This window comes from Sphingomonas sp. GW821-FHT10F11, from assembly GCF_058809095.1.
Window position 1 is genome coordinate 60,511 of sequence record NZ_JBXASH010000001.1, and the last position, 25,240, is coordinate 85,750.

Here is a 25,240-nt window from a genome sequence, read left to right on the forward strand (position 1 = left end):
GGCAAATGCAATCCTGAACGGGGGCGCACCGTCCGCGGCGCGGGGTATAGGGGACAGGGCGTGACGGACAGGGTCCGCATCGCGATCATCGGTTCGGGCCCCGCGGGGCTGAGCGCCGCCGCGCGTGCCGCACAGCTCAAGCTCAGCCATGTCCTGCTGGAAAAGACCGACCACCTCTCGGATACGATCTTCAAATACCAGAAGGGCAAGCACGTCATGGCGACGCCCAGCCAGCTCGTGCTCCGCTCCGACATGCAATTTGACGCGGGCAAGCGCGAGGCGATCCTCGGCATCTGGGACAAGCTCGCCGCGAGCCATGGCATCAATGTCCGCTATCGCAGCGAGGTGAAGGCGATCGAGGGGGAGCGCGGCGATTTCCGCATCGCGCTGACCGACGGATCGACCGTCACGGCCGAGACGGTGGTGCTGGCGATCGGCACGCAGGGCAATCCGAACCTGATGCGCTGCACCGGATCGACCCTGCCGCACGTCCAGTATCAGCTCGACGATCCCGGCGAATATGTCGACGAGCATATCACGGTGATCGGCTCGGGCGACGCCGGCATCGAGAATGCGCTCGGCCTCGCTGCCGATATGGCGCAGGGCAATGTCGTCACCATCCTCAACCGCTCGGCCGATTTCGCCCGGTCAAAGGGCGCCAACGTCAAACTACTCAACGAGGCGGCGGATGCCGGGCGCATCTCGATCCGCCTGGAAACCACGCCTGCGGAGGTCCGCCCCGGCGAGCTGGTGCTCGAAACCCGCGACGGTCAGGAGACGATCCGCTGCGACCGGATCATCGCTCGCATGGGCTCGGCTGCCCCGCGCGCCTTCGTCGAAAGCTGCGGCATCGAGTTCAGCAGCGCTGACCGGGAGGCATTCCCCAAGCTCTCGCCCGTGTTTGAATCGACCAAGCCCGGCATCTTCGTCATCGGCGCGCTCGCCGGCTATCCGCTGATCAAGCATTGCATGAACCAGGGCTATGACGTCGTCGAGTTCATCAACGGCAATACCAGCCTGAAGCCCGCCGACGAACCGATCCTCGCGGCCAAATTCGCCCGCTTCAAGGCGAAGCGCTCGGTCGACGAATGGCTCGAAATGCTCCGCGCCAACGTCACCATCCTGAACGAGCTGTCGCCGCTGCAGATGCGCGAATTCATGCTCGATTCCGAGGTACGTTCCTACAAGGCGGGCGAGGTGATCTTCGAACGCGCCGACCCCGGTTCGTCGCTGTTCGCGATCGCGCAGGGCACCGCGCTGGTCCAGGTCGACAAGGACAACCCTTCGATCACCGTCCCCATCGAGCAGGGCTCGATCTTTGGAGAGGTCGGCCTGATCTCCGGCCGCCGCCGCGGCGCCACGGTGCGCGCGGGCTCGGACATGATCGCGGTCGAGGTTTCGCGCACCGCCGCGCTGAAACTGATGGCCTCGGTCCCAGCGGCGAAACGCGCGGTCACCCGCATCTCGGTCGAGCGGCAATTGCTCCAGCTGTTCGGCTCGGGCCTGACCTCGGCCGACATCGCCGAACTGCTCGACGCGTCGGAGATCCAGACGGTGCGTGCCGGCCAGCCGATCATCACGGAAGGCGAGGCGGGCGAGGACATTTTCGTCATTCGCGTCGGCAGCATGATCGTCGAGAAGAATGTCGGCGGCAAACCCGTCTTCCTCTCCTATCTCCCCGCCGGCTCCTATGTCGGCGAAATGGCGCTGATCGGCGGCGGCAAGCGCACCGCGACGGTCAAGGCAGCGATCAAGTCCGAAGTGATCAAGCTCCCCGGCACTGCCTTCCGCCGGCTGATGGAGGCAAAGCCCCGCCTGCTCGAAAAGGCCCGCGCCGACATGGCGCAGCGCCAGAACATCAATGCGTTCGTCGAGAGCCGGAAGGACAGCTTTTCCGGCGTGGTCGACATGTATTCGCAAACCGCGACCTTCCTGGTCGAGAACGGCATCGGCGAGGCGACCGACGTGCTGCTGATCGACGAGACTCTCTGCGTCGGCTGCGACAATTGCGAAAAGGCCTGTGCCGACAGCCATGAAGGCCTGTCCCGGCTCGATCGCGAAGCCGGGCGCACCTATGCCCATCTCCACGTCCCCACGAGCTGCCGGCATTGCGAGCACCCGCATTGCATGGCCGATTGCCCGCCCAACGCGATCCATCGCGGTCCCGACGGCGAGGTGGTGATCGACGATACCTGCATCGGCTGCGGCAATTGCCAGCGCAACTGCCCGTACGGCGTGATCCGCATGGACAGCGTGCCGCCGAAGAAACCGGGCCTGCTCAGCTGGATGTTCCTCGGTATCGGCCCTGGCCCGGGCGAGCCCACCAAAAAATGGCGGTACGAACACGCCAAACCAGGCATCGAGAAGCCCAAAAAAGCCATCAAATGCGACATGTGCTCGGGCATCGATGGTGGTCCTGCCTGTGTCCGTGCCTGCCCGACCGGCGCCGCGATCCGCGTCGCGCCCGAGGAGTTCCTCGACGTCGCGCGGCTCGAAGAGGGAACGCAGTCATAGCCAGCCGCGCCTCCCGAGGTTCGGCGCGCCCGGGCAAGGTCGCGCTGCACGAGGGATTCCTGCGCCACAAAAGCTTCCGCTGGCTCAAGATCGCGCTCGCCGTCAGCCTGATCGCGATCCTCGGCTATGCCCTGATCGACGTGACGCCGCGCCCCAATGGCGGCTCGCCTTATGGCTATACGCTCGGCACGATCGGCGTGCTGTTGATCCTCTGGCTCAGCCTGCTGGGCATCCGCAAACGCGCCATGACGCGCGGTCGCTGGTCATTGAAGGCGTGGACCAGCGCGCATGTCTATCTCGGGCTCAGCCTGATCGTCATCGCGACCCTGCACACCGGTTTCCAGTTCGGCTGGAACGTCCACTCGCTCGCTTATGCGCTGATGATGCTGGTCATCCTCTCGGGCCTTTACGGCATCACCGCCTATGCCGCGATCCCCGGTTATCTCAGCACCAATCGCGAGGAGATGACTCAGACCCAGATGCTCGACGCGCTCCGCGCGATCGACCGCCAGCTTCATGATGCCGCCCAGCCGCTCGGCCAGCGCCAGGCCGAGCTGGTCCGCAACTCGCTCGAACAGGACCCGTTCGGCGGCGGCCTGATTGCGCGCCTGTCGGGCCGCTACGCGCGCTGCGCGACCTTGCGCACCTTCGACACCATCCGCGAACGTACCGGGCCGCGTCCCGATGTGGGCGACGACCCGCTCGAACGGGTGGACGCGCTGCTCGAACGCAAACTGGCGATGCTGGCGCAGCTCAGGCGGCATTTGCGATTCAAGGCGATGCTCGAAATCTGGCTCTACGTACATGTGCCCTTCACCTTCGCGCTGATCGCCGCGCTCACCGCGCATATCGTCAGCGTGTTCTTCTACTGGTGACGGCGGCGTGACCTTCCTCCTCCGCCAGATCAGCTATACCGCGGACCACCGCGAGATCGTGCGCACGACCCGGATCGACAGCGATGCCGTGACGATCGGCCGCGGCGCCGAGAACGACATCTCGCTGCCCGATCTCGCCGTCGATCCACGCCATGCCCGGATCGAGCGCCGCGATGACCGGCGTATCGTCGTCGTCGCGCTCGGCACCCTGGGCTTCGAGATCGACGGCCGCACCGTGCGCCGCGGCGAGATCAATGCCGCCAAGGGCGCGGAACTCGGCTTTGGCGGCCACCGCATCACCGTGACGCGCGATGCCGAGGGGCAGATCATCCTCACCGTCGCGCGGGTCGGCGCGATCTCCGATACCGCCGAGGAACGCGAGGAAGCGACCGCCTATTCGCTCAAGGGCCTGCTCCCGGGCAAGCGCCTGACCGCCTGGCTGCTGGTTGCCGCGGTGCTGCTCGGCTTCCTCGCCTGGCCGGTATGGAGCTATCTCGACCGCGACCGCGCCGACACCCGCAGCATCTACGCGCTCAAGGCCGACCATAGCTGGTCGAGCGGCCCGCTCAGCCAGGCGCACCATGCGCTGGAGGGCAATTGTGAGGCGTGTCACGTCAAGGCATTCGTCTCGGTCCGCGACGACAGCTGCACGGCCTGCCACAAGGACGTGCACGATCACGCGCCGCCCGCGCGCCTCGCTGGTGCCCGCGAGGCGCCCGATTTCACCGGCCGGATGCTGGCCAGGGTCGCCCAGACCTTCGGCAAGCCCGGCGCCGGCGCCTGTGTCGATTGCCATACCGAGCATGAAGGCGCGGGGCCGATGCCGCCGACGCCCCAGGCGTTTTGCGCTGACTGCCATGGTTCGCTCAAGACCCGGCTGGCGGACACCAGGATCGGCAATGCCGGCGATTTCGGCACCAGCCATCCGCAATTCCAGCCGCTGGTCGCGACCATGCCCGGCGACAGGCCGGTGCTCACCCGTATGTCGCTCGATCGCCTGCCGACCGAACACAATGGCCTGAAATTCCCGCACAAGCTGCATCTCGACACGCGCGGCGGCGTGGCGCGCATGGCGCAGACGATGAAGGCGCGGAACGGCTTCGGCGATGCGCTGGTCTGCGCCGATTGCCACAAGCCCAGCGCCGATGGCGTGCGTTTCCTGCCCGTGAAAATGGAGCAGAGCTGCCAGATGTGCCACAGCCTCGGCTTCGACCGGATCGGCGGCACGGTGCGCACGCTCCGTCATGGCGACGTCCCGCAGATGATCGCCGATCTGCGCGCGACATACCGTGCAAACCCATCGAGCGGACCGGGGCCGAACGATCGTCGTCGCCCCGGTGTCTATGCCCCAGGCCAGGTCTATCACGCCTATTTCGGCCCGGGTGCTCGACCCGGCAATGCCGATGCCGCGATCAGGGCGGTCTTCACGAAGAACGGCGCCTGTTTCGATTGCCATGTCATCACGCCGCCGGGGGCGGGCGGGGCAGCCGACTGGACGGTGCTGCCGGTACATCAGCCGATGCGCTACATGATGCATGGCTGGTTCGATCACGCCGCGCACCGGACCGAAAAGTGCGAGAGCTGCCACACCGCGCAACAATCCAGCTCGGCCGACGATCTGATTCTGCCGGGTATCAGGACCTGCCGCACCTGCCATGCCGGCGAGGGTGCCGCCGCCAAGGTTCAGTCGAGCTGCGCCATGTGCCACAGCTATCATGCCGATGCGGACGCGCCCTGGATGCCGTCGAAAACCAGGGCCCGCATCCGTTCGCTGCCGATCGCCGTACCTGCCGCAGGGCCGCCATAATAAACAGGGAGGGGGGATCATGCTGATCGCGCAGGTCACCGACATTCATCTCGGTTTCGAGCCGGACAACCCGGCGGAGGCCAATCGCCAGCGCCTCGATCTGGTGCTCGCCGAGCTGACCGGGGGCCGCAACCGGCCGGACCTGATGCTCGCGACCGGCGATCTCACCGATCGGGGGGATGCCGACAGCTATGCCCGCGTCGCCGAGGCGCTGCGGCAATGCCCGTTTCCGGTCTACCCCTGCCTCGGCAACCACGACGACCGCGACACCTTCGCCCAATTCTTCCCGCAGGTGCCGCTCGCCTCGGGCTTCGTGCAATATTGCATCGCGCTGGAAGGATTGCGGATCATCGTGCTCGACACGCTCGAGGTCGGCCGTCACGGCGGCGGCTTCTGCGAGATCCGTGCGGCCTGGCTCAAGGCCCGCCTGGCCGAACAGCGCGACACGCCGACCGTGATCGTCATGCATCACCCGCCGCTCGACGTCGGCATCGCCTGGATGGACCCCGGCCCCGACCAGCCCTGGATCGAACGCTTCACCGATGCGATCGCCGGCCATCGCCAGATTCGGGCGATCTGGTGCGGCCATCTCCACCGCACGATCGTCGCCTCGTGGAAGGGCATCGCGCTGACGGTCTGCCCCGCCACGGCGGCGGAGCTGTCGCTCGATCTCAACCCGATCGACCCCGACCAACTCGATGATCGCCCGATGGTGAACGCCGACCCGCCCGGCTATGCGCTCCACCGCTGGAACCAGGGTCTGGTCAGCCATTTCGACTCGGTGCAGGACCATGTCGTGCTCGCGAAGTTCGATGATCGCATGCAGCCGCTGGTCCGGCAGATGGTCGAGGAACGCTCAGCTCGATCGTAGGGTCGGCCTGGCCGGCATTGCGCCCATGCTCTACGCCGTAACGCGGGGCCATGTGCGCACCGTGTCCGCGACATAGTCGCGCATCGCTCGATTCACCTCGCCGCCAGTAAGCCGCCCATCGCGAAAGTCGCGCGTGAGCGCCGCCGTGAACAGCGTCGCTCCTTCGCCGTCCTTGCGCTTGCCTCGTTCGGGATCGGTGGCGCTGTGCGCGCCGAATCCCCATTTCTCGACCGACAGGGCAAGCGCCGGAACCGGCTGCACGAAATGGGGGTCGTCGGGCCACAATCCCGCGCTCCAGTTCAGCAGGCGCCCATATCCCATACTCACCAGCGGATCGTCGAAACGACCGCGCACCTGATATTGGCCGAAATCGACCAGCTGCGCATCGAACGATATCCGGTCGTCCGGCGCGCGCACGGTCTGCACGTTCATGCCGTCACCGGCGAGCCGGCTGGCCCCCCGCATCCAGCCGCGCACCGTCGCCGCATCGTCGGGCGAAAGGCTCGGCACCGGCGTTCCCGCGAAGGACGCGACCAGCTCCTCCTCGTCGCTGAACAGGAAGCGCGTGCCGCGGTTCGCCGAGGTGATCCCGTAATGGCGCAGCAACAGCTCGATCTCGACCTTCACGGCCTCGTCGCGCGAGCCGCTGACGGGCAGATCGACATTGCCCCGTGCGCGACGATGGGCGCGTCGCACCATGATCCCCGCCGGCTCGACGGTCCCCGACATCGACGTCGCGCCGAAGCCCGTGTCGATAAACCCATAGACCGGCACGGTGGAGAAATGGGGCGCCGCATGCCGGAAGACGGCGTCGATCACCCACTGGAACAGGACCTCGCGCAACCCGTCGCGCATCAACAACAGGCCATTGCTGTGCACTTGAAGCGCGGGCGCACAATTCGGCTCCCGGCCGGTGCCTTTCATATCCAGCAGCCCGCACCCGGTGTCCGACAGAAAGGCGCGGCCATAGCGCGTGGGTCGCCACACCCGGCGGGGTTCGTCGCGCGTGGCGATCGGCGTGTTCGCGATGTCCTGCGCCGCTTGCGTCACGGAGACGAGCGCGGCGTGCTCGAGCAGCCACGCCTCGCGCACGGCGTCGCACTGATCGGGCGCGCAACCGCCCGCCACCAGGGCATCGTCCCGCAATGGGGGGAAGTCGTTCTGCAACAAGGCGTGGTCGGCAAAGACCAGGCGCGCGCCGGCAAGGGGAAGTGCGGTGTCGGGTCGAAGGCCATCATCATCGAGATCGCCGATGCGGCGCGGAATCATCGCGTCGCGAAACAATGGGCAAGGCGGTGGTATCGGCTCGCCCGGCATCTCGACTCTGTTTCCTTGCATGATAGGGTGGCATCCAACGTACCAATCGGGGAGCGGAACGATGGCTGAAGACGAGCAGGGTGCCAAGTCGCCCAACGATCCAGCCGGGGCCGCACGCGCGGGCGGACAGGCATTGACGGGGCAGGGCCAGACGTCAGGCACCGAACCGGCCGTCCAGTCGCTCCCGCCGATCGAGCAGTTCCAGCGCGTCTTGCTTCAGGATCCGGCATTGCAGGAAACGCTGGCGCGCGCGCAATCGCACGACGCGTTCCTCGATGCGGCGGTCCAGCTGGGCAACGACCATGGCTACGTCTTCACGAAGGACCAGCTGCAGGCGCACATCGCGACGCTGGAGCAACAACAGGCCGGCGCGGCCGGCGTTACCGCGCCGCAGGCCGACCCGATCCAATATGTGTCATTGTCGTCCGAACCCCCGCCGACACCTCCTCCGCCGCCGCCGCCGCCATCGCCGCCTTCTCCGCCGCCGCCGCCGCCATCGCCGGAACCCCCGGCGCCGCCTCCACCGCCGCCGCCACCGCCTTCGCCGCCATCCCCGCCGTCGCCTCCGCCACCGCCGCCGTCGCCCGAACCGCCTTCACCGCCGTCGCCTCCCGGGCCTGGCCCAACGCCCACCCCCGGGCCGTCGCCGTGCAGCTCGCCGAGTACGGCTTCGGGCTATTCGATGCAGTGCGGGTTCAACACGCAGACCTGCCTTTGCACGCTCTGAGCGAAAGCCCGGAGAGTGCCGATATTCCTTTTCACCACGCGCTGCGGCCGTTGCGGGAGGCGGCGCTCGCCGGGCTAGATTTCACGGCATTCCATCCCGCGGCGCGGGATGCGCTGGCCGACCATCTCGTGCGCAGGCTGTCGGCCGCCTCGGCGCCGACCTTGCAGCGCGCGTTCGAGCAATTCTCCGCCCCCGGCGCGCGCCTGGTATCGCTGTTCGTCTCGGCCGAAACGTTGCGACCCGCCGATTTCCGCTACCGCGCCTTCGTGGCGTGGCTGCTCGACGACGGGTGGAGCAACGTCCATGCGGACTATCCCGTTCTCGCGGAGGTGATGGCGGGGCTGATCCGGGACTGGACGCATTTCTGTTCGGAACTGGCGATGCGGGTGCGGAAGGATTTCCCCGCGACGGCCGTCGAGGGCCTGCGCATGGCCGGCTCGGACCCGCACAATGGCGGCCGGGAAGTCGTGCGGCTCTTCATGGCGGGCGGCCGGTCGATGATCTACAAGCCGCGCAGCGTGGCGATGGAACACGCCTTCTCCGCCTTGCTCGACTGGTGCAACCGCAATCCGGGACCGCCGGATCAGGACCGGCCGGATCTCGACTGGTACGTGCCGTGGGTCCGCAGCGAAGCCGGCTATGGCTGGATGGAATATGTCGAGACGCTCCCCTGCACGGATGCAGGCGACGTCCGGCACTTCTACCGGCGTGCCGGCGGGCTCGCCGCGCTGCTGTACCTGCTGGGAGCAACAGACTGCCATTGCGAGAATGTCGTCGCGCATGGCCGGTACCCGGTCCTCGTCGACGCGGAGACGTTGTTGCAGCCGCGCTACGTGCCGCCATTGGCTGCGACCGGCCTCTACGAGATCGCCGATCCGCGGGGCTGGGATACGGTGGCGCGGTCAGGCTATCTGCCGCGCTGGGAACTGACCGATACGGGCCGGCTCGTCGACATAAGCGGTCTGAGCGGTGGCGCGGACACCGCCGCGCGTGGCCCTGTGTGGCTCGAGGTCAACACCGACGCGATGCGGCTGACCTGGGGAGAGCTGCCGTCGCGGCCGATGCCCAACCTGGCACGGCTGGATGGCGCTCCGACCAGCGCCGCAGACTGGCAGGCCGAGGTCGAGGCGGGGTTCGAGGAGACGTGGCGCGCGCTGGAGGGCGCAAAGGACGAGCTGCCGTTGCAGGTCTTCGCCGCGCTGACGACGCGCTTCATCTATCGGCCGACTCAGCTCTATGCCGAGCTGCTCTGGCAAGCGTCCCAACCGGAGAGCCTGCAATCACCCGCAGCGCACGAAAAGGCGTTCGATCTGCTGGACAAGGCGCTGGAGGTCCTGTGCGATCCCGTGGCGGAGCGGCAGCTCGCCGAAGAGGAACGCGCGGCGCTGCGGCGGCGCGATATTCCGCTGTTCACCGTGGCGTGTCGGGCCTCGACACTCGCACCCTCGTCTTTGCCTTTTCGCGATTCGCCCTGGAATGACGTTGGTGCACGGCTCCGGCATTGGAACGACGAGGCCTTCGGCCGTCAAAAGGCGATCGTCAGGGGCGCGCTGCGCGCCCTGGCTGCCATCCCCGTCCCGTTCGTCGAACCGCCGCTGCCCTTTCCCCAGCATGATGGTTCGGCGGGCGATGCCGTCCTGCTGCGCGCTGCCCGAACGATCGCAGACCGGCTGTTGCAGGCGAGCTTCCTGGTCGATGGCGGGCGAAGCTGGATCGCCCTGCAGGACAGGTCGCCGGCACCGTGCTTCCAGGTCGAACCGGTCGGGTTCGACCTGTACGGCGGCACGTCCGGCATCGCCATATTCCTGGCGGCCGCCGGTATGGTGCTGCGCGACGACCGCTATATTTCCGCCGCCCGGGAAACGGTCGAGCCGCTGCGCCGCGCACTGACGTCCGACGACGCGACCTTGCGAGAGGCGCTCGGTCGAAGCGTGCCCGCCGGCGGTCTGAGCGGCATCGGATCGGTCGTGTACGCGCTCACGCGGGTGGGCAGCATCCTCGGTGACTCACACCTCGTCAGCGCAGCAGGCGAGGCGGCGCGCCTGATCACGCCGGAGCGGATCGAGGAAGACCGCTATTACGACATCGCCAGCGGCAGTGCCGGTACGCTGTGCGCACTGCTCGCGCTCTGGAAGATGAGACCCGACCCGGTGCTGCTGGCCCGCGCGGAGGCGTGCGGTGACCATCTGCTGCGGCACCGGACAGGCGAAGATGGCCGGCGCGCGTGGCGGACCTTCGCGTCGGTGCCGCTGACCGGCATGGGCCATGGGGCCGCCGGAATCGCGATGGCGCTGCTGCGCCTGTCGGAGGTCACCGGCGACGTGCGGATGGCGGAAGCGGCGGCGGAAGCGCGCGCCTATGAGCAGGACCTGTTCAGCGTCGATCAGGGCAATTGGCCCGATCTTCGGGATGCCGTTCGCGTTGACGATGCGCCCGGATTCTCGATGGCCTGGTGTCACGGTGCGCCGGGCATCGGCTTGTCGCGGCTGCAGGGCGACGAGGCCGGGAGCGCTCGGGAGATCGACGCGGCAATCGACGCGACGCGGCGGTTCGGCATCCAGGGACCCGATTATCTATGCTGCGGCACCATGGGCCGGATCGACTGGCTGCTGGAAGCGGGCGTGCGTCAGGGGCGCGCCGCGATCGTCGACGAGGCCGTGGCGGCGAGCGTCTTCCTGAGCCGGCGCGCGGAAGCGAATGGGGGTTTCCGCCTGCTGGCGAACGCATCGGCGGACGACGTCAAGCCGGGCTTCTTTCGCGGCTCGGCGGGTATCGGCTACAGCCTGTTGCGGTGCGCCCGTCCGGGTACGCTGCCCTGCGTGCTGGCCCTCGACTAGGTGCCGGATTCGCTCCTGCCTCTGATCGACCTTCTGCCCATTGGTCGCGATGCGCCGGGACTCCAGCGCATGGCGGCGACCCTTCCTTTCTCGTCCTACATCGCGTTCGAGCTGAAGAGCGGCGACACGGACACGATGAGCCTGTGCGCCCATGTGCCGCCGCGCAAAGGGGAGTGGCGTCGGTTCCACCCTCGAATCCTCGCCGCGTGCCTCGACGAGGATGCGGCTTGCGCGGCGTTCGTGCAGAGCGTGTATCTCGAGTTCGACGCTCCCTACAGGGATGCGCCGGGCGTGTTTGTCGGGCTGCGCAGTGATCTGCCCGCCCGCGAGGCTGCCGTGCGCGCGGTCGCGGGGACCGTCGTACCGGGAACGCAGGTCCCCGACGACCTGGCGCCGCATGTTTCGCATGTGGCGGCAATGCCGGCGCGGTCACCTTCTCTGCTTCGTCTCAACCTTCTGGCCGCAGGAATCCGGTGTGTTGCACCGTTGGAGCAACTCGCGGCGAGCGTGGCCGATGTGACCAATCATTGCGTGGGGAGCGTCGATGTGACGGGCGGTGCGCTGTCCGATCGGGTCGGCATGGAATGTTACGTGAAGGATTGGGAGCGCTTCTTCGGGATATGTCGCCGTCGCGGCTGGTGCGGCGATACGGACGTGGCGCGCTGGCTCTCCTGGCCCGGCGAGGCGGCTGGCCCCGTCGTTGACGAACTGCCTGACTGGGCGCGGTGGACCGGGCAGCTGTTGAACGCGCGAAGCGGGGTGGTGCGGACGCTCAATCACGCCAAGCTGGTCGCGCGGCCCGGCCACCCTGTTGAAATGAAGATCTACCCCGCTGTGCATCATGTCTGGCACTGAATCGGGCAAGAGCCGTGTCGAATGGCGCGGCGATCTGTTCGCGGCTGATCTTGACGAGGTCTCCGCGCGGCTGGTGGCTTGGCCGCTGATCCCGCGACCGTTCAGGCACACGCTGACCTTCTTCCTGCATCCCGTCGATGGCGACTGGGACGTTGCTACCGCGATCCGGATGCGCGCCTACCGGAATTTGCCCGAGGTGTCGGCCGACGCCGTGGCGGCGGTGCTTTCGTCCGGGGTGGAAGGCAAGCTTCAGGCAAAATCGCCCGTGGGTAGAGTCGAACAGCTGGGCCCGGTCCTGCTCCGCACGATGCCCGATGACGGCGCACCGCTTCTGACGTCGCGCGGCCGGGTGTACCGGGTCCATTCGGTGCGGGTTTCGGCGCGCGAGCATCGAAGCTTCTCGGCCGGAGCGGCGGCGCCGTTCGGGCCCGCCGCCGAGCTGCGGCGGATCACGGTCGATCGCACGCGCATGCTGTTCCGTATCGACCCGGCGGCAGGGACGGTTACGTCTCTTGGCGAGCTCGGACCGCGTCTGGAAATCAAGGCGCCGACCCGCGCCGCGGTCGATACCGTGCGGCAGGCGCTCGATCCGGGCGGTGCCATTCGCGTGCGGCCGAACGCTTCGCTGGCGCTGCTTTTCCAGGACGAGCTGCGGCAGCGGATCGACCCGGCACCCGCCGGCTTTCCGGAAATGGAGATCAAGTTCGACGTTCCCGGCGGGCTTGCGGACGACGACGCCGATGCGGTGGCGGACGCGATCGTCGACACCTTCGATGTGCTGCTGCCGGCACCGGGACGTATCGAGCGCGTGCGGCGCTACCATGTCTGCCATGATGATGACGTCGGCGCGGAGTGCACGGTGGTCGAGACTGCCTCCGGTCGCCTGTCAGCCAAGCGCAAGCGGGGCGAACGCCGGCTCGGATCGGCCTTGCTGCGTGACACGGTCGCGTCGCGCACCACCGATACCGACGGCGCGTTGTGCTCGGTCGCCCAGTTCACGGGCGAGCTTGGCTGGACATGCATGGCCATGTTCGAAAAGGCGCAGACCAAGATTCCTTTCGCCCTTCCCGAAGGGCGTGCCTATCTGGTCAGCTTGGACCGCTGCACCGCGCGGCAGCGAGGGCTGGATCAGGTCGAGATCGAATTTATCGGCACGGTGCCGGGCTCGCCCTTTCCGACGGCCCAGATCGTCGCGGATGAGCTCGCGCTCCTTGGTGCGTGGCTGGTTGCCGGCCCGCTCGGGTGCAGGCTCGCGCCCGGCTCGGGATCTAAGCACGCCTTCTTCCGCGCCACTGCCTGATGTCCTGCCGCCGGGCGTCAGCGTTCGGCCAGCGCGACATCGAGCACGGCGTGAAAAGCGCGACGCTCCTCCGCCATCGTGTGCCTGCTCGCGACCACGTCTCCACCCGCGCGTAGCCTGTCGCGAAGCGGTACATCGGACAGCGCGCGCATCACCGCGGCCTCGTGCGCATCGAGGTCGTCGCGCGGTGCGATCAGGCAGGTCACCTCATGCCGGCAATGGCCGCGATTGCCACCGGCATCATTGGTGATCACCACCGATCCCGCCGCCATTCCCTCCAGGGCGGGGAGGTAGAATCCCTCTATGATGTTGGGCAAGGCGACCAGCACATCCGTGGCCCCGATCAATGCCTCATATGCCGGCTGCGACAACCGCGGGACGGCGGCGAGAACGGGCGCAAGCCCGCGACGCCGGAGGCGCCCCGCGAGCGCCTCGGCGAGCGCGGGCTGCTTGCCGGACAGGATCGTCACGCCGATCGATTTGCTGCCCGATCGCCGGGCGAAGAATCCGTCGGCGGCGCCGATCGGGACCAGATGCATCGGCCCGCACGCCGCCGGTGCGAGCGCGTCGCGCAACGCAGGGGTCGTGCAGACGCGCCGCGCCGGCCGGGCCAGATACGCGCGGAGCACCGGGTCGGTGAGATAGCCGGGATGCTGCGTGAAATGGAGAATTTCCGGGCCCGACGCGCGTTCCGGCAGCAGCGACCAGTCCTTGCCGTTCAGGGCGACAAACCGGGCGTCGGCAAGGTCGGCGCGAGGATCGCTGACAATCGCCGCGTCGGCAACCCCGTCCCAGATGTCGCTTTCGCGGTGGCGGGACCCGGGCGAAAACCACAGGGCAGCGTCGATCAACGGGTGCGCCGCCGCGTGCATGTAATAGTCGCGCACCTTGACGTTGCCGCCGGTGGGTTCACCGAAGTGTCGGATCAGCAACAGGCGGTGTCGTGAAGCCATTGTCTCTTTCGTCAGGTCCGCTCGATTCAACGCTGGCGCGAACAATGCAGGATGCGGCCCGGCGGCGCCCTCCTCGTGCCGCCCCGCTCATTCTCATTGTTGTTTGAATGTTGGAAGCGTTTCCGCGCCGATCAGCGGTAAAATCGCGTCGTTTTCCCGCAATTTCGGCACGTTTTTCCGCTGTTATGGCATAACAGGGAAAACCCACCTCAAGGCATTGGCGCTCAACGGAAAAATATTGCTGAAAATCCAACATAACAGCGGAAGAAAAAAAACGACGCGAAAAATCGCACTTTTGTTGGATTTTACCGCTTCGGCGCGAGCATCGGCGGGCGCCAGTCCTTCATGTCCGCCGCATCGCTTACCTTCCACGGCACGCCCTTGCTGGTCAGGAACAGCCGCTCCATTTCCGGCCGGGTGAAGGGCCGGGAGCCGAGCCGTCCGAACACCGCGATCTGCCCGCCCGTCTCGTCCACCGCCCGGTCGCGGTCGAGCCCCTTGGACAGGGCAAAGGCAGGGGAGGGCGTCTTCGCCCAGGCGATCAACTCTGGCATCGGCGCGGGCGAGAAGCCGTAGAAGTTGCGCTGGCTGTCGGGCGAGGTGAGTTGCAGCACCTTCAGCCCGTTCCGCCCGTCGGCGACATAGGCGAACAGCGAGGCATTGGTGCTGCCCAGGATCACGTCCTGCGCATCGTTGAGCTGCCCGTCGAACGTCACCTTCTTGTAGATCGTCGGCCGCGTCGGGTTGGTCACATTGGCGATCACCAGACCCTCGGCCCCCGCCGCGACATAGGCATAGGTCCGTGCGACATAGAGCCGCCGCGCATCGGCCAGCGGGATCGTGGCGGATGGCACCGCGACCGGATCGAGCAGCTTCGTCACGTCGAAAAGCTTCACGCCCTCGGCATCGGTCACCCAGAGATAGCGGAACTGGATCGCACTCGCCCGCGCATCCCGGAGCGGCCGGACGGCGGCGAGGCGCGGATGGAGCGGATCGGCCAGGTCGACCACCACCAGCCCGGCATCCGTGGTGATATACGCGACCGACCCCGCCAGGACGATATGCCGCGCGCCCTTCAGCACGCCGCCCTCGTTCCAGGTCACCGCGCGCTTCAGGAAGTTGTTGCGGAACTCGCCGTCCGCCATGGTCTCGATATTGACGAGGATCAGCCCCTCGACCGCATCGGTGATCGCGGCATAGCTGTAGATCGGCAGGAACGGCTGTTCCTGGTTCATCTCGCGCATGGCGGGTGTGTTGCGCTGCGGGTTGATCGGCTGGCCCGTCGGCAGCGCCATGCAGGTCGCGTTCCTCGACGCGACACGCGTATTCTGCCCGAGCTTCGAAAAGGGCGCCGACACGATCGGTTGGGAGAAGCCCTTGTTGGCGATCGAGGCGACGTCATAGACGCGGAAACCGCCGCGCCCTTCCGCCACATACATATATTCGCCGCGCAGCTGCAGGCAGCCGACCCGGTCGGACGTGCCCTGCACCACGTTGCGGAACTCCTCCTTCGGCCTTGTCTCGCCGGAGAAGCGTTTGTCGAAGGTCTTGCCGCGCACCCAGTTCTTCAGCTCGCGCCTGTTCCCCTCGACATGCATCCGCCAATAATCGGGATAGGCATAGCGCTGCAGATAGGAGCCGATCACGGCCTGCGGCTCCTCCCATTCGGTCACCCGCACTGCCTCGAACCCGCGATCGAGCCCGGTCCAGGCGTTCAGCCCGACGAAATTGACGCTATTGGTGCCGAGCAGCAGCAGCTGCGCCATGATCGCGTTGTTGTCGTCCTTCGCCGACAAATGGCAGTCCGAGCAGGTCTTGGTCTCGGTCGTGCGCACCGTGTGCGGGAAATGCGGGGCAAAGGCCTGGCTGGAAAAGCCGATCGCGCTGATCGGGGGCTGCTGGATATAGATCCGCTCGCGATTGACGTTGGTCGAGGACAGCACCAGCGCCGAGGTGCTGCGCACCGGCGTCACCACATTGCCCTTGGTCGTCATGCCGCGCCCGAGCTGGAACATGTCGTCGCGCGCCACCTGCGGGTTATAGGTCGCGAAGTTGCGCGTTTCCTCGCCCTTGAAATGATGGGTCGTGGACTTCCAGTTCGCCTCGATCGGCAGATGGCAGCCGCCGCAGCTCGTCGTCCAGCTGAGGTGGCAGGTGTAGCAGGTGACCTTGTCTTCGCCATGCGCGCGGTCGACGGCGGGGATGCCCGGCCCGAAGGAGAATTTCCCGTCCTCCCCGCCGTATCGGCTCATCAGTTTCGCGCGCGCGGCCTTGGCGTTGAAATGGCTGTTGGCCGGATCGACGCTGTCCTTGACCAGCCGGACTTCCCAGCTGAGCTTGGGATCGACGATCGATCGCTGGATAAGGATCCGCGGGCCGAGCGGCTTGCCGATCCATTCAAAGCGGCGCTGGCCGTCGGGATTTCGCAATATAGACAGGTCATTACCCCGCGGTCTTGCCGCCGGGCCCGAAGTTCGGAGGGTCGGATACTCGTCGGCGGTACCGTGACAATCCTTGCAGCCGATCTCGACCGCATTGGCCACCTCGCCATAGATCAGGCCGTTGCCATGGCTGTCCTGAGAGAAATGGCAGTCGGCGCACTGCAGGCCCTTCTCGGCATGGATGTCCATCAGGTGGACGGCCTTGCCCGGATTGGTGCCCGGCGGCACGAACGCGCCTTCGCCTTTCTTGCGCCATTTCTCGGGGTCGTCGGGCCAGACGATCTTGCCCTCGGCATCGAGCAGATTGCCCTCGCGATCGCGCTTGAAGACGCCGCGGAAGTTCCAGCCATGGCCGTGATAATCGGCGAACTGGGTGTCCTTCAGCCCCGGGTTGAGATCGTACACGTTGCGCAGGAAATCCGGGTCGCTCCACTTGCCCAGCGCGGCCGCCGCCTCGGGATTGCGATCGTTGCTGGCGCGCACCTCGGCCGCGGTCGGGTATTTCTGCTCCTTCGGCCACATCGACGGCGCATCGGATTCATAATCCCACATCGTGTAGCCGAGGTAGGAGTTCAGGAAGATGTTGGGCTGGTGCATGTGGCAGCTCATGCACTGCGCGGTGGGGATCGCCCGGGTGAAGGCGTGGCGGATCGGGTGGCCGCTCTCGCGCATGCCGGGTTTGATCAGCCCGCCATGGCCTGCGCTGGCTGTCTTCGCGGCGATGGTCGGGTCGACCGTCGCGCTTTGCCCGTCGCGGCCGAACTCGGCATAGATCAGGCTGTGCCGCGGCTCGCGGTCGTTGGCGTAGATCACATGGCAGCCGGTGCAGCCCGATCCGCGATAGTCGCCGGGCTGCTCGTTGGTCCCCATGAACCACATCAGCGGATCGTTGAGCCGGGTCTTGTGGATGTTGAGCACTGGAATGGCGACACGCAGCCCCGTGCCGGGCCCGCGGTTCGATTGCTTCAGGTCAGGGCGCCCCGGCTCCTCCAGTCGCTGGATCGATCCGGTCGGGTTGGGCAGCCCCACTTCGGCGAACTGGGTGCTGACGTTGCGCCCGCCGCGCTCGAACACCCGGAAGACGTCGCCGGGCGGCGTCACCTGCCAGGTCGGCAGCGGATACATCGCCGCCAGCGCCCCGCGTTTCGCCTCCGCTTCGGTCACGGTGCCCGGCGGCGATCCCGGCGAGACGATCTTCGCGGGCTCGCCCTTGTCGGTATAGGCCTCGCCGAACACGTAATTCTTGAACGGCACGATGCCGTTATTGTACGCGGCGCCACCCCACAGCATCGCCCCCGACGCCATGATCGAGCGCTCGGCGGCCTCGATCACCTCGAGATGGCAGGCGCCGCAGCTGTTGCGCACCACCCGGTAATCGCCCGGGTTCACGAAGCGGATATACTCCGGCGCCTCCTTGTTGAGCAGCGTGTAGCTCCCCTTGGGATTGGCCGAGTCCGGATAGTTCCAGCTATGCGGATAGCGCGGCAGCACATGCGCCTTCTCGCGCGCCGCGACATAATCGGGGTCGTTGAATCCGAGATCGGGATTGCCCCGGATCGCCGCATCGCCGCCATGACAGTCGGTGCAGCCGAGCCGGACCGCCGGGCTGGCGTGCATCGATGGCTCGTCGGTGCGGGTATGGCAGGAGGTACAGCCCTCGGACTTGGCGGAGACCTGCTCCGGTGTCTGGCTCATCGGCGCGGCCAGCATCGGCGCATAGATCCGCGCGACCGGTTTCTCCTCATCGCTCGCGCGCAGCATCGCCGCCGGCACCAGCGCCATCGTGATCGGCAGGAGGAAGAGGAGCCTGCGCATCAGTAGCTCAGGATCACATTGGCGAGGATCGAGTAATAGGACCGATCCCGATCACTCGCCGCGAACAGGTCGCGAAAGCCGCTACCCGGCACCAGGACTGCGCCCGACAGCCGAACCACGATGTTCTGAGTCGCCTTGGGCCGCCAGATCGCCGCGGCGGACAGGTCCCAGCCGATATCCTTCGGGATGCTCCCCTCGTTGCGCAGCGTCTGCAATACGGCCGTATCGGCGAACCACAGATGGTTCACATTGGTCGACAGCCGCGTCGTCGGTGTGATGTCGAAGTCACCGCCCACGCCGACCAACGCAGTCCCCGGATTGTTGAAGTTGGATTGCCCCTGTTCCTTGGACGACCGCAGCGAATTCAGGACGCCATTGCGCCCGCTGATCGCCACCGCCCGCCCGCCGCCGGCAAAGGGAATGGTCTGGCGGATCCAGTAGCTCGTATCGGCGCCCGCGAAGATCGGGTTCTCGAAGATCGCATCGAACCCGTTCTCGACATTGTCGTACGGGCGCTTGTCGCCGCTCGCGTAGAGCCCGGACAGGCGGAAGCGCATCCAGTCCCTGTCGTAACTCAGCTCGGCCGCGCCGAAATAGGCCCTGATCTGCGCCGGCCGGCTGGTAAAGAAGCTGTTCCGATCCTGCCCGAGCGCGCCGTAGAGTGACGCCGTCAGATTGAGCCGTCCGATCCGGCCGTCGGCGTTGTAGCCGAGATAGACCACGTCATAATCCCGCCCGCGCAAGTCGCCGAGCAGGGCCGGACGGACCGGAAAGCCGTTATCATCCGCCTCGATCCGGCGGCTCTCTCGATTGCGGTTGTATACGGCGGTGACCTGACTGGTCAGGCCGGGAATGAGGAAGTCCTGACGATAGACATTGGCGATGAACACGAAATCGTCGCGCGGCCGCTCGATGACGCTGTTCAAGCCGGAATTGGTGTCCTTTTCCAGCCGCCAGAACGCCGCGAGGTTGAACTGGAAGCGGTTGTTGTCGCGATTGCCGAAGAAGCGCACGCCGAGTTGCTGATCGTTGAACAGAAAGCCACGGAAATCACTCTGAAACGGCTGTATTCCGACACGGATCGATTCGAAGTCATAGCGGTCGGACGTATTGCGCAGGTGATAGTCGACGAACAACTCCTGCACGCCGATGAAGCTGTCGGTGCGATGGCTCGGCTTGCTCGGCTCGACGAACAGCACGCGGCGCTCGGGCACGTTCACATGGTTGATGTTGAAGGCGAGGGCGACGCGATATTCGATCTCGGGCGGCTTGAACGCGGTCGATCCCTTGAACAGCGACGCGCCGACGATGAAGGTCTGCGAGAAAACATAGCTCGCATCCTCGCCGAAGATGTCGAGGCTCTGCGGTCGCTCGGTCGTCTGCACGCCGACGGGAATGGGGAAGGTGCGGGGCTCCAGCACGGTATCGCTGACCGCGCTCGCAGCGAAGAACCAGTCCTCGCCGTGGATCGGCAGCCACGGCACCTTGGCCGGGTCGATCGGCCGGTCGCCCTTCAGCGTGTTCTGGTTGTACGGGTCGAACCAGCGCTCCTTGACCAGCCCGAGCGACTGAATCAGCCGCCAGCGATCGGGCACCGGAATCTGGTCGGTCGGAAACGCCTCGGGCGGCGGCGGCCGGACCGCGCCGATGTTGTTCTGCGTGACCGGGTCGGGGAGGGGTTTCTCGTAGCCGGGCCGGCGCCGGCCCTCGATCGTCTCGACCGGGGAAGCCTCCTCCTTGCGGGGCGGCTCGGCCTGTGGCGGCGGAACGGGCGCTGATTGGTCGGCCATGCCTGCCAGCAGCAGGAAAGGGGACAGGAGGGGGCTCATGACCCAGCCTCTCCCTCTTCGTCACCCCGGACTTGTTCCGGGGTCCATCGGGCCGCAAACCAAACCGCCGCGGCTCCTGCGGAACGGTGGATGCCGGAACTAGTCCGGCATGACGATTGGAGAGGCGGCAGCACCTTAAAGCCCCGCGCAGACATTCTGCGTCGCGCTATCGAGGAACGGCGCAAACGGGCAGTTGATATAGCGCAGCCGCACATTCGAAGGAGCGACCACCATTTGGTCCGCCCGCATCGCCACCGGCGCATTGCCGATGCTCCCGACCCGCAACCCGCCATTGTGCAGCCCCAGGAAGCTGATCATGTCGTCCTGGTCGATGCCGTCGCCCGACACGCCGATCCCGCCGACCAGCACGGAACCGCGATAGATCGGCACCGATCCCGGGAAGATCTGCAAGCCATTCTGCAGCCGGTTCTGTCCCAGCGCCGCGTCGGGAATGAAGGTGCAGCGTTGCGGCGTATCCGTCCCGCTTGCGCCCGTGACGAAGTTCAGATGCTGCCCGAGATTGGTCAACACCAATGCCGATTGCAGCCCGGTCGAGAAGGGATTGAACTGCGCGACCGGTCGCGAGAACGGCCCATTGGGCCTGCCAACCTCGCCATCGGGGAAATAGGGGCGGGCAAGATTGCCGACCGACCGATCGGCAAAGGCGACAGACCCGGTCAACGCGCTCGGATTGCCCAGGAAAGTCCGCGTCGCCGCGACGAAGCTGCGCACATCGGCGCTGGGGTCACCGAGCAATTGAGTCCCGGCAAACGGGCTCGAGAGGAAAGCGGCGGTCCGCGCCTTTTGCAGCGAGACATCGGTGCCGAAGATCGGGGCATCGGGCGATCGCACCAGCCCGAGCACCGCCCCGCGCGTATCCACCAACGAGATGCTGACCTGCGCCCGGCTGTCGAGCGGCTGGCGGATCTGTGCTCGGGCCCGGCTCATCACCGCGAACGCCTCTTCCATCACCGTCCGGACCTCGGCTGCGGTGAGCGGCTGGGCGATATCGGCGCCATCCGTGCCGGCGCGGATCGGGAAACGGTCAACACCCGATCCGTCAGTCAGGACAAAGGCATCGCGATTAGAAAATTCAGCTGCAGTAGAAGTTCTTATCCCAGAACTCTCGCTCCCATAGGTAGATCCAGCAAGAACCACCGGAGTCGGTATGCCGAAATATCCCCGCACCGCGACCAATGTCCCTAGGCCAGGATTGGTCGCCGCGTAGCTGGGGGTGCCCGTCGCGATCAGCCCGGCATAGCTCACGTCCGTGAAACGCAACTGAGTCCCGTCGACATAGATTCGGTCGGCACGGATCGCGGTCGGCGCTTCGAACCCGACCGTCCCGGCCAGCGCGATCGCTTCCTCCGGATCATTGTCGCCATCGAGGATGTTCGGGTCGAAGCCGTACACGCCGTCCGCCATCACCCCGATGCCGCCCACCACCATCCCGTTCTTGTAGAGCGGAAAGCCCCCCGGGTCGGCGGAAAGGCCCAGCGGCGAGCGCTTCGGCCCGATTGACGCCATGGCGCCAGCCGCGCCGTAGCGCGCGACGAGATCGGAACAGGGTAGCTGGCTGAACTGCACCCCGAACAGCGGCCCGCTCTCCAGCCCGACCGTCGAGGGCGCCGGCGGGAAATGCGTCTGGACGATCTGACTGGCGGTGCGCGTGGAAAAGGCGTTGCCGCCGCTCGACAGATAGGCGCCCGTGATGGCTTTGGCGATCGCCCCGGCCTCGGCAGGCACCGTCAGGTTCTGCGCGTCGATATTGGCGCCGTTCGGCGCCGCACTGGTGGTCGCGCTCGCCGCGGCGCCGGTCATGCGGAACACCGCCAGCACATTGCCGACCCGGTCGACCACGGCGATCACAGCGGGCAGATGTCGTGCATTGGCCTCGGCGGCAGCGCGAGCGATCACCGTCTGCACATCGGTGACGCTCAACGACTCCGCCGCCGGGACAGCGTAGAGGGTCGAGGTCGGGGCTGGGGCGGGCGCCGGGGTCGGTGCGGGCGATCCACCGCCCGAGCTGCCACCACTGCCGCCACACCCCGACAGGATCAGCGCGGCGCTCGCCAACAGGCCGGTGAGCCTCCTCCTCATCGCAATGCCCGGATGCTGCGCACGGCCTGGCCGAGCGACGCGCGGAAGTCGGCGGGGCGATAGGCGTTCGGTTCCTTCACCGCGGCATAGGCGCGGTTGATATTGGCGCGGATTCCAGCGGCCGCGCCGATCGTCACGCGCTTCTCCTTGACCAGCGCATTGAGCAAGGTGTCGATCGCCATCACGCCCTGCACCGACCCCTCATAGTCGGTGAAGCGCGGCGCAATGCCCGGCCCGGCGATCGCATCGACCATCGCAAAAGCAGTATCGCCCCCGCCGGCCGAGGACAGTGCGGATGCCAGGGCCGTGGCGGTCGCTGCCAGCCGCCCACCCGCCGCCACGGCCGCGCCGCGATCCCTGGCCAGCGCCGCATGGAACGCCCGGCTGTCGCTGTCGAACCGCACCGCCATGCCCGGTGCCGCGACCTTCGCGGCGGCGGCAAGCAGGATCATGTTCTCGTCGTTGAACGGCGGCATGCCTGCCGGGATCGGCCGTCCGGGATTGCTCTCCCAGGTTCTGGTCCGGTCCTCCCCGTCATAGATGCGGCGGTGGCAGCTATGACAGTCGAAGAAATAGAATTCGGGAAAGGCGCCCTCGGTGCCCTTCGGCGTCGCATAGAGAGTCAGCATGCGGTTGACCGCCATCGCCTGGCCGACCGCCCACATGCGCACGCTGTCCGTCCGGCCCTTGCGCTGGATATAGTCCGCGTCCTCGTCGTGATGCTGCTGCAGGGTCGAGAACAGATCGAGCTCGAACGAGACGCGCGGATGCCCCGCCGCCATCATCCGATGCGAGACGAACTGGCCCGGCTTGCCGCTGCCGAAATGGCAATCGAGGCACACCGCCGCCCGTATCGCTGGCCGGTCGAGTGCCGTCATGCCTCGCGAGACATTGGCGGCATGGCTCGCCCCTACCGTGTAGTGCGACGCGATCCAGCCTGCTGCGGGGCCATGGCACGCTTCGCACCCCACGCCGTCCCCGGGCAGGAAGCGCCGCGCCGTCGTCCCGCTGGCCGGCGTGGTATGGCAGCCGAGACAGGCGGGCGCGGCGGTCGGTTCGCCGAGGCCGAGCGTCGCGGTGATCTGGCGTGCCCGCGGATAGGAGAGGACGGCGAAGGCCCGGCTATGCGCGCCGCCGGGCGTCGAGGGCTCCTGCCAGCGCATCAGTTCGTCCTGGCGGACGATGACGCCGTCCGCCTCCATCCGGCCGTGGCAGGTGGTGCCGGCACAACTCGCCACGCCTTCCAGGCCGCTGGTCTCGCGCGCGGTTTGCCCCGCCAGCGAGGCCGAGGAGCCGATGATCAATGCCAAGCCAAGCGCGGCCGCAGCGGCGACGCTCGTGACGAGCGCGCCGATCCGCAATCCGACGATATGGCCCCCGATCGCCATGCAGCGCCTAGTCCCCTTGGCCACCCGCGCCATGCGCTTTGGCGGCGTCTCTCGAAACGCGTGCAACCCGCTCTACGTCTGCCCGAAACGGTCTGATCAGAACAGCGTAAAACGTGTCTGTCAGCGGGACAAAGGGGCGGTTCAGCGTCGGCGGATCACCAGATTGCGGATCTCGGTCATGTCCTCCATCGCAAAGCGGATGCCCTCGCGACCCAGTCCGGAATCCTTCACGCCGCCATAGGGCATGTTGTCGACGCGGTAGCTCGGCACGTCGTTGATCACGATCCCGCCCACCTCGAGCCGGTCCCAGGCATCGAACATCTTGAACAGGTCGCGGGTGAAGATGCCGGCCTGAAGCCCGAACTTGCTATCATTCACCTCGGCAAGAGCAGAGCTGAAATCACTGAATTTACTCAGCAAAGCGACGGGGCCAAAGGCCTCTTCGCGATACACGGCGCTCGACCGGTCGACATCCTCGAGCAGCGTCGCCTCAAGCATCGCACCCTCGCGCTTGCCGCCGCAGAGCAACCGTGCGCCGCCCGCCACCGCCTGCTGAATCCATCCGTCGAGCCGCCGTGCCTCGCCCTCGGAGATCATCGGCCCGATAAAGGTCGCCCGGTCTTTGGGGTCGCCCGCGACCAGCGTCTTCGTCTTCGCGACGAGCATATCGCGGAACCGGTCATAGACCGCTTCATGGATGATGATCCGCTGCACCCCGATGCAGCTCTGGCCCGATTGGTAGAAGGCGCCGAAGATCACCCGCTCCAGCGCATCGTCGAGATCCGCGTCATGGTCGATAATCACCGCGGCATTGCCGCCAAGCTCGAGCACGACCTTCTTCTTGCCTGCCCTGGCCTTCAGGTCCCAGCCGACGCCAGGCGACCCGGTGAAGCTCAGCAGCTTCAGCCTTTCGTCCTCGGTGAACAGGTCGGCGCCCTCGCGGTGCGCCGGCAGGATCGAGAAGGCGCCTTCGGGCAGATCGGTCTCGGCCAGCACCTCGCCGATGATGATCGCGCCCAGCGGCGTACGGCTCGCCGGCTTCATCACGAAGGGGCAGCCGACCGCGAGCGCGGGCGCGATCTTGTGCGCGGCCAGGTTCAGCGGGAAGTTGAAGGGCGAGATGAACGAGCAGGGGCCGATCGGCACGCGCTTCCAGATGCCCTGATAGCCCTTGGCCCGTGGGGAAATGTCGAGCGGCTGGACTTCGCCGGTCATGCGCACCGATTCCTCGGCGGCGATGCGGAAGGTGTCGATCAGCCGCCCGACCTCGCCCTCGCTGTCCTTGATCGGCTTGCCCGCCTCGACGCACAGCGCATAGGCGAGTTCGTCGAAGCGCTGCTTGAACCGGTCGACGCAGTGCTGGAGCACTGCCTGGCGCTCATACGACGCCATCCGCGCCATCGGCTCGGCCGCGCGGACCGCACCTGCAATCCCCGCATCGATCGTCGCCGCATCGGCCTGCGCCACGCGGAAGGCGACCGCGCCGGTGAACTTGTCGGTGACTTCGAGATCGGTGTTAGGTTGTGCCGCCTGGTTATTGAGATAGAGCGGATAAATGTCCTTGAGAAGGGGCATTGGAAGCTCCTGATGGCCCTCTCGAGGAAGAGGGCA

The 25,240-nt window shown here is 66.7% G+C and carries 15 protein-coding genes and 1 pseudogene; 8 read left to right on the forward strand and 8 right to left on the reverse strand.

The window, feature by feature from the left end:
- Positions 1 to 60: 60 nt before the first annotated feature.
- From AC1RT8_RS00335 to AC1RT8_RS00350, 4 genes are read left to right on the forward strand one after another with little or no spacing between them, the layout of a single operon-like run.
- Positions 61 to 2,514 (forward strand): cyclic nucleotide-binding domain-containing protein, encoded by a 2,454-nt coding sequence (locus tag AC1RT8_RS00335; RefSeq protein ID WP_493072966.1) that lies wholly within the window; start codon positions 61 to 63, stop codon positions 2,512 to 2,514.
- Positions 2,511 to 3,389 carry a hypothetical protein gene (locus AC1RT8_RS00340; RefSeq protein WP_493074652.1) on the forward strand — a complete coding sequence of 293 codons (879 nt, stop codon included), beginning with the start codon at positions 2,511 to 2,513 and terminating at the stop codon, positions 3,387 to 3,389. The genes AC1RT8_RS00335 and AC1RT8_RS00340 overlap by 4 nt, the downstream gene beginning before the upstream one ends.
- A gap of 7 nt (positions 3,390 to 3,396) precedes the next feature.
- Positions 3,397 to 5,196, forward strand: coding sequence for a cytochrome c3 family protein (locus tag AC1RT8_RS00345; protein WP_493072968.1), 1,800 nt, complete (start codon positions 3,397 to 3,399; stop codon positions 5,194 to 5,196).
- A gap of 19 nt (positions 5,197 to 5,215) precedes the next feature.
- Entirely contained in the window at positions 5,216 to 6,067 is an 852-nt protein-coding gene (locus tag AC1RT8_RS00350) for a phosphodiesterase (RefSeq protein ID WP_493072969.1), read from the forward strand.
- A gap of 30 nt (positions 6,068 to 6,097) precedes the next feature.
- On the opposite strand, the gene AC1RT8_RS00355 is transcribed toward AC1RT8_RS00350, so the two are convergent.
- Positions 6,098 to 7,336, reverse strand: coding sequence for a hypothetical protein (locus AC1RT8_RS00355; protein ID WP_493072971.1), 1,239 nt, complete (start codon positions 7,334 to 7,336; stop codon positions 6,098 to 6,100).
- A 109-nt stretch (positions 7,337 to 7,445) separates the two neighbouring features.
- Between AC1RT8_RS00355 and AC1RT8_RS00360 the strand changes: the two are divergent.
- Positions 7,446 to 7,649 (forward strand): annotated as a pseudogene (locus AC1RT8_RS00360) (hypothetical protein); the annotation flags it as partial.
- A 115-nt stretch (positions 7,650 to 7,764) separates the two neighbouring features.
- Here AC1RT8_RS00360 and AC1RT8_RS00365 read toward each other — a convergent pair.
- The gene (locus AC1RT8_RS00365) at positions 7,765 to 8,010 is read right to left on the reverse strand and encodes a hypothetical protein (protein ID WP_493074688.1); all 246 of its coding nucleotides are present in this window, start codon (positions 8,008 to 8,010) and stop codon (positions 7,765 to 7,767) included.
- 88 nt (positions 8,011 to 8,098) lie between these two features.
- Between AC1RT8_RS00365 and lanM the strand changes: the two genes are divergently transcribed.
- The 3 genes from lanM to AC1RT8_RS00380 all read left to right on the forward strand — a co-directional run bounded on the left by lanM (position 8,099) and on the right by AC1RT8_RS00380 (position 13,103).
- Positions 8,099 to 10,948: a type 2 lanthipeptide synthetase LanM gene (lanM, locus tag AC1RT8_RS00370; RefSeq protein WP_493072972.1), complete on the forward strand. Its 2,850-nt coding sequence runs from the start codon at positions 8,099 to 8,101 to the stop codon at positions 10,946 to 10,948.
- 69 nt (positions 10,949 to 11,017) lie between these two features.
- Complete coding sequence (locus tag AC1RT8_RS00375) at positions 11,018 to 11,803, forward strand: hypothetical protein (protein ID WP_493072974.1); 786 nt, start codon at positions 11,018 to 11,020, stop codon at positions 11,801 to 11,803.
- Complete coding sequence (locus tag AC1RT8_RS00380) at positions 11,790 to 13,103, forward strand: hypothetical protein (protein ID WP_493072979.1); 1,314 nt, start codon at positions 11,790 to 11,792, stop codon at positions 13,101 to 13,103. Before AC1RT8_RS00375 ends, AC1RT8_RS00380 begins: the two co-directional genes overlap by 14 nt.
- 17 nt (positions 13,104 to 13,120) lie before the next feature.
- Here the strand turns inward: AC1RT8_RS00380 and AC1RT8_RS00385 are convergent, their stop codons facing one another.
- From AC1RT8_RS00385 to AC1RT8_RS00410, 6 genes are all read right to left on the reverse strand, one after another.
- Entirely contained in the window at positions 13,121 to 14,056 is a 936-nt protein-coding gene (locus tag AC1RT8_RS00385) for a glycosyltransferase (RefSeq protein WP_493072982.1), read from the reverse strand.
- Between the two features lie 305 nt (positions 14,057 to 14,361).
- Complete coding sequence (locus tag AC1RT8_RS00390) at positions 14,362 to 18,312, reverse strand: LVIVD repeat-containing protein (RefSeq protein ID WP_493072986.1); 3,951 nt, start codon at positions 18,310 to 18,312, stop codon at positions 14,362 to 14,364.
- Entirely contained in the window at positions 18,312 to 20,141 is a 1,830-nt protein-coding gene (locus tag AC1RT8_RS00395; RefSeq protein ID WP_493072990.1) for a hypothetical protein, read from the reverse strand. The genes AC1RT8_RS00390 and AC1RT8_RS00395 overlap by 1 nt, the downstream gene beginning before the upstream one ends.
- A 135-nt stretch (positions 20,142 to 20,276) precedes the next feature.
- The gene (locus tag AC1RT8_RS00400) at positions 20,277 to 22,241 is read right to left on the reverse strand and encodes a heme-binding protein (protein WP_493072992.1); all 1,965 of its coding nucleotides are present in this window, start codon (positions 22,239 to 22,241) and stop codon (positions 20,277 to 20,279) included.
- The gene (locus AC1RT8_RS00405; protein WP_493072996.1) at positions 22,238 to 23,629 is read right to left on the reverse strand and encodes a multiheme c-type cytochrome; all 1,392 of its coding nucleotides are present in this window, start codon (positions 23,627 to 23,629) and stop codon (positions 22,238 to 22,240) included. Before AC1RT8_RS00405 ends, AC1RT8_RS00400 begins: the two co-directional genes overlap by 4 nt.
- Before the next feature lie 141 nt (positions 23,630 to 23,770).
- Entirely contained in the window at positions 23,771 to 25,204 is a 1,434-nt protein-coding gene (locus AC1RT8_RS00410; RefSeq protein WP_493073001.1) for an aldehyde dehydrogenase family protein, read from the reverse strand.
- Positions 25,205 to 25,240: the final 36 nt, after the last annotated feature.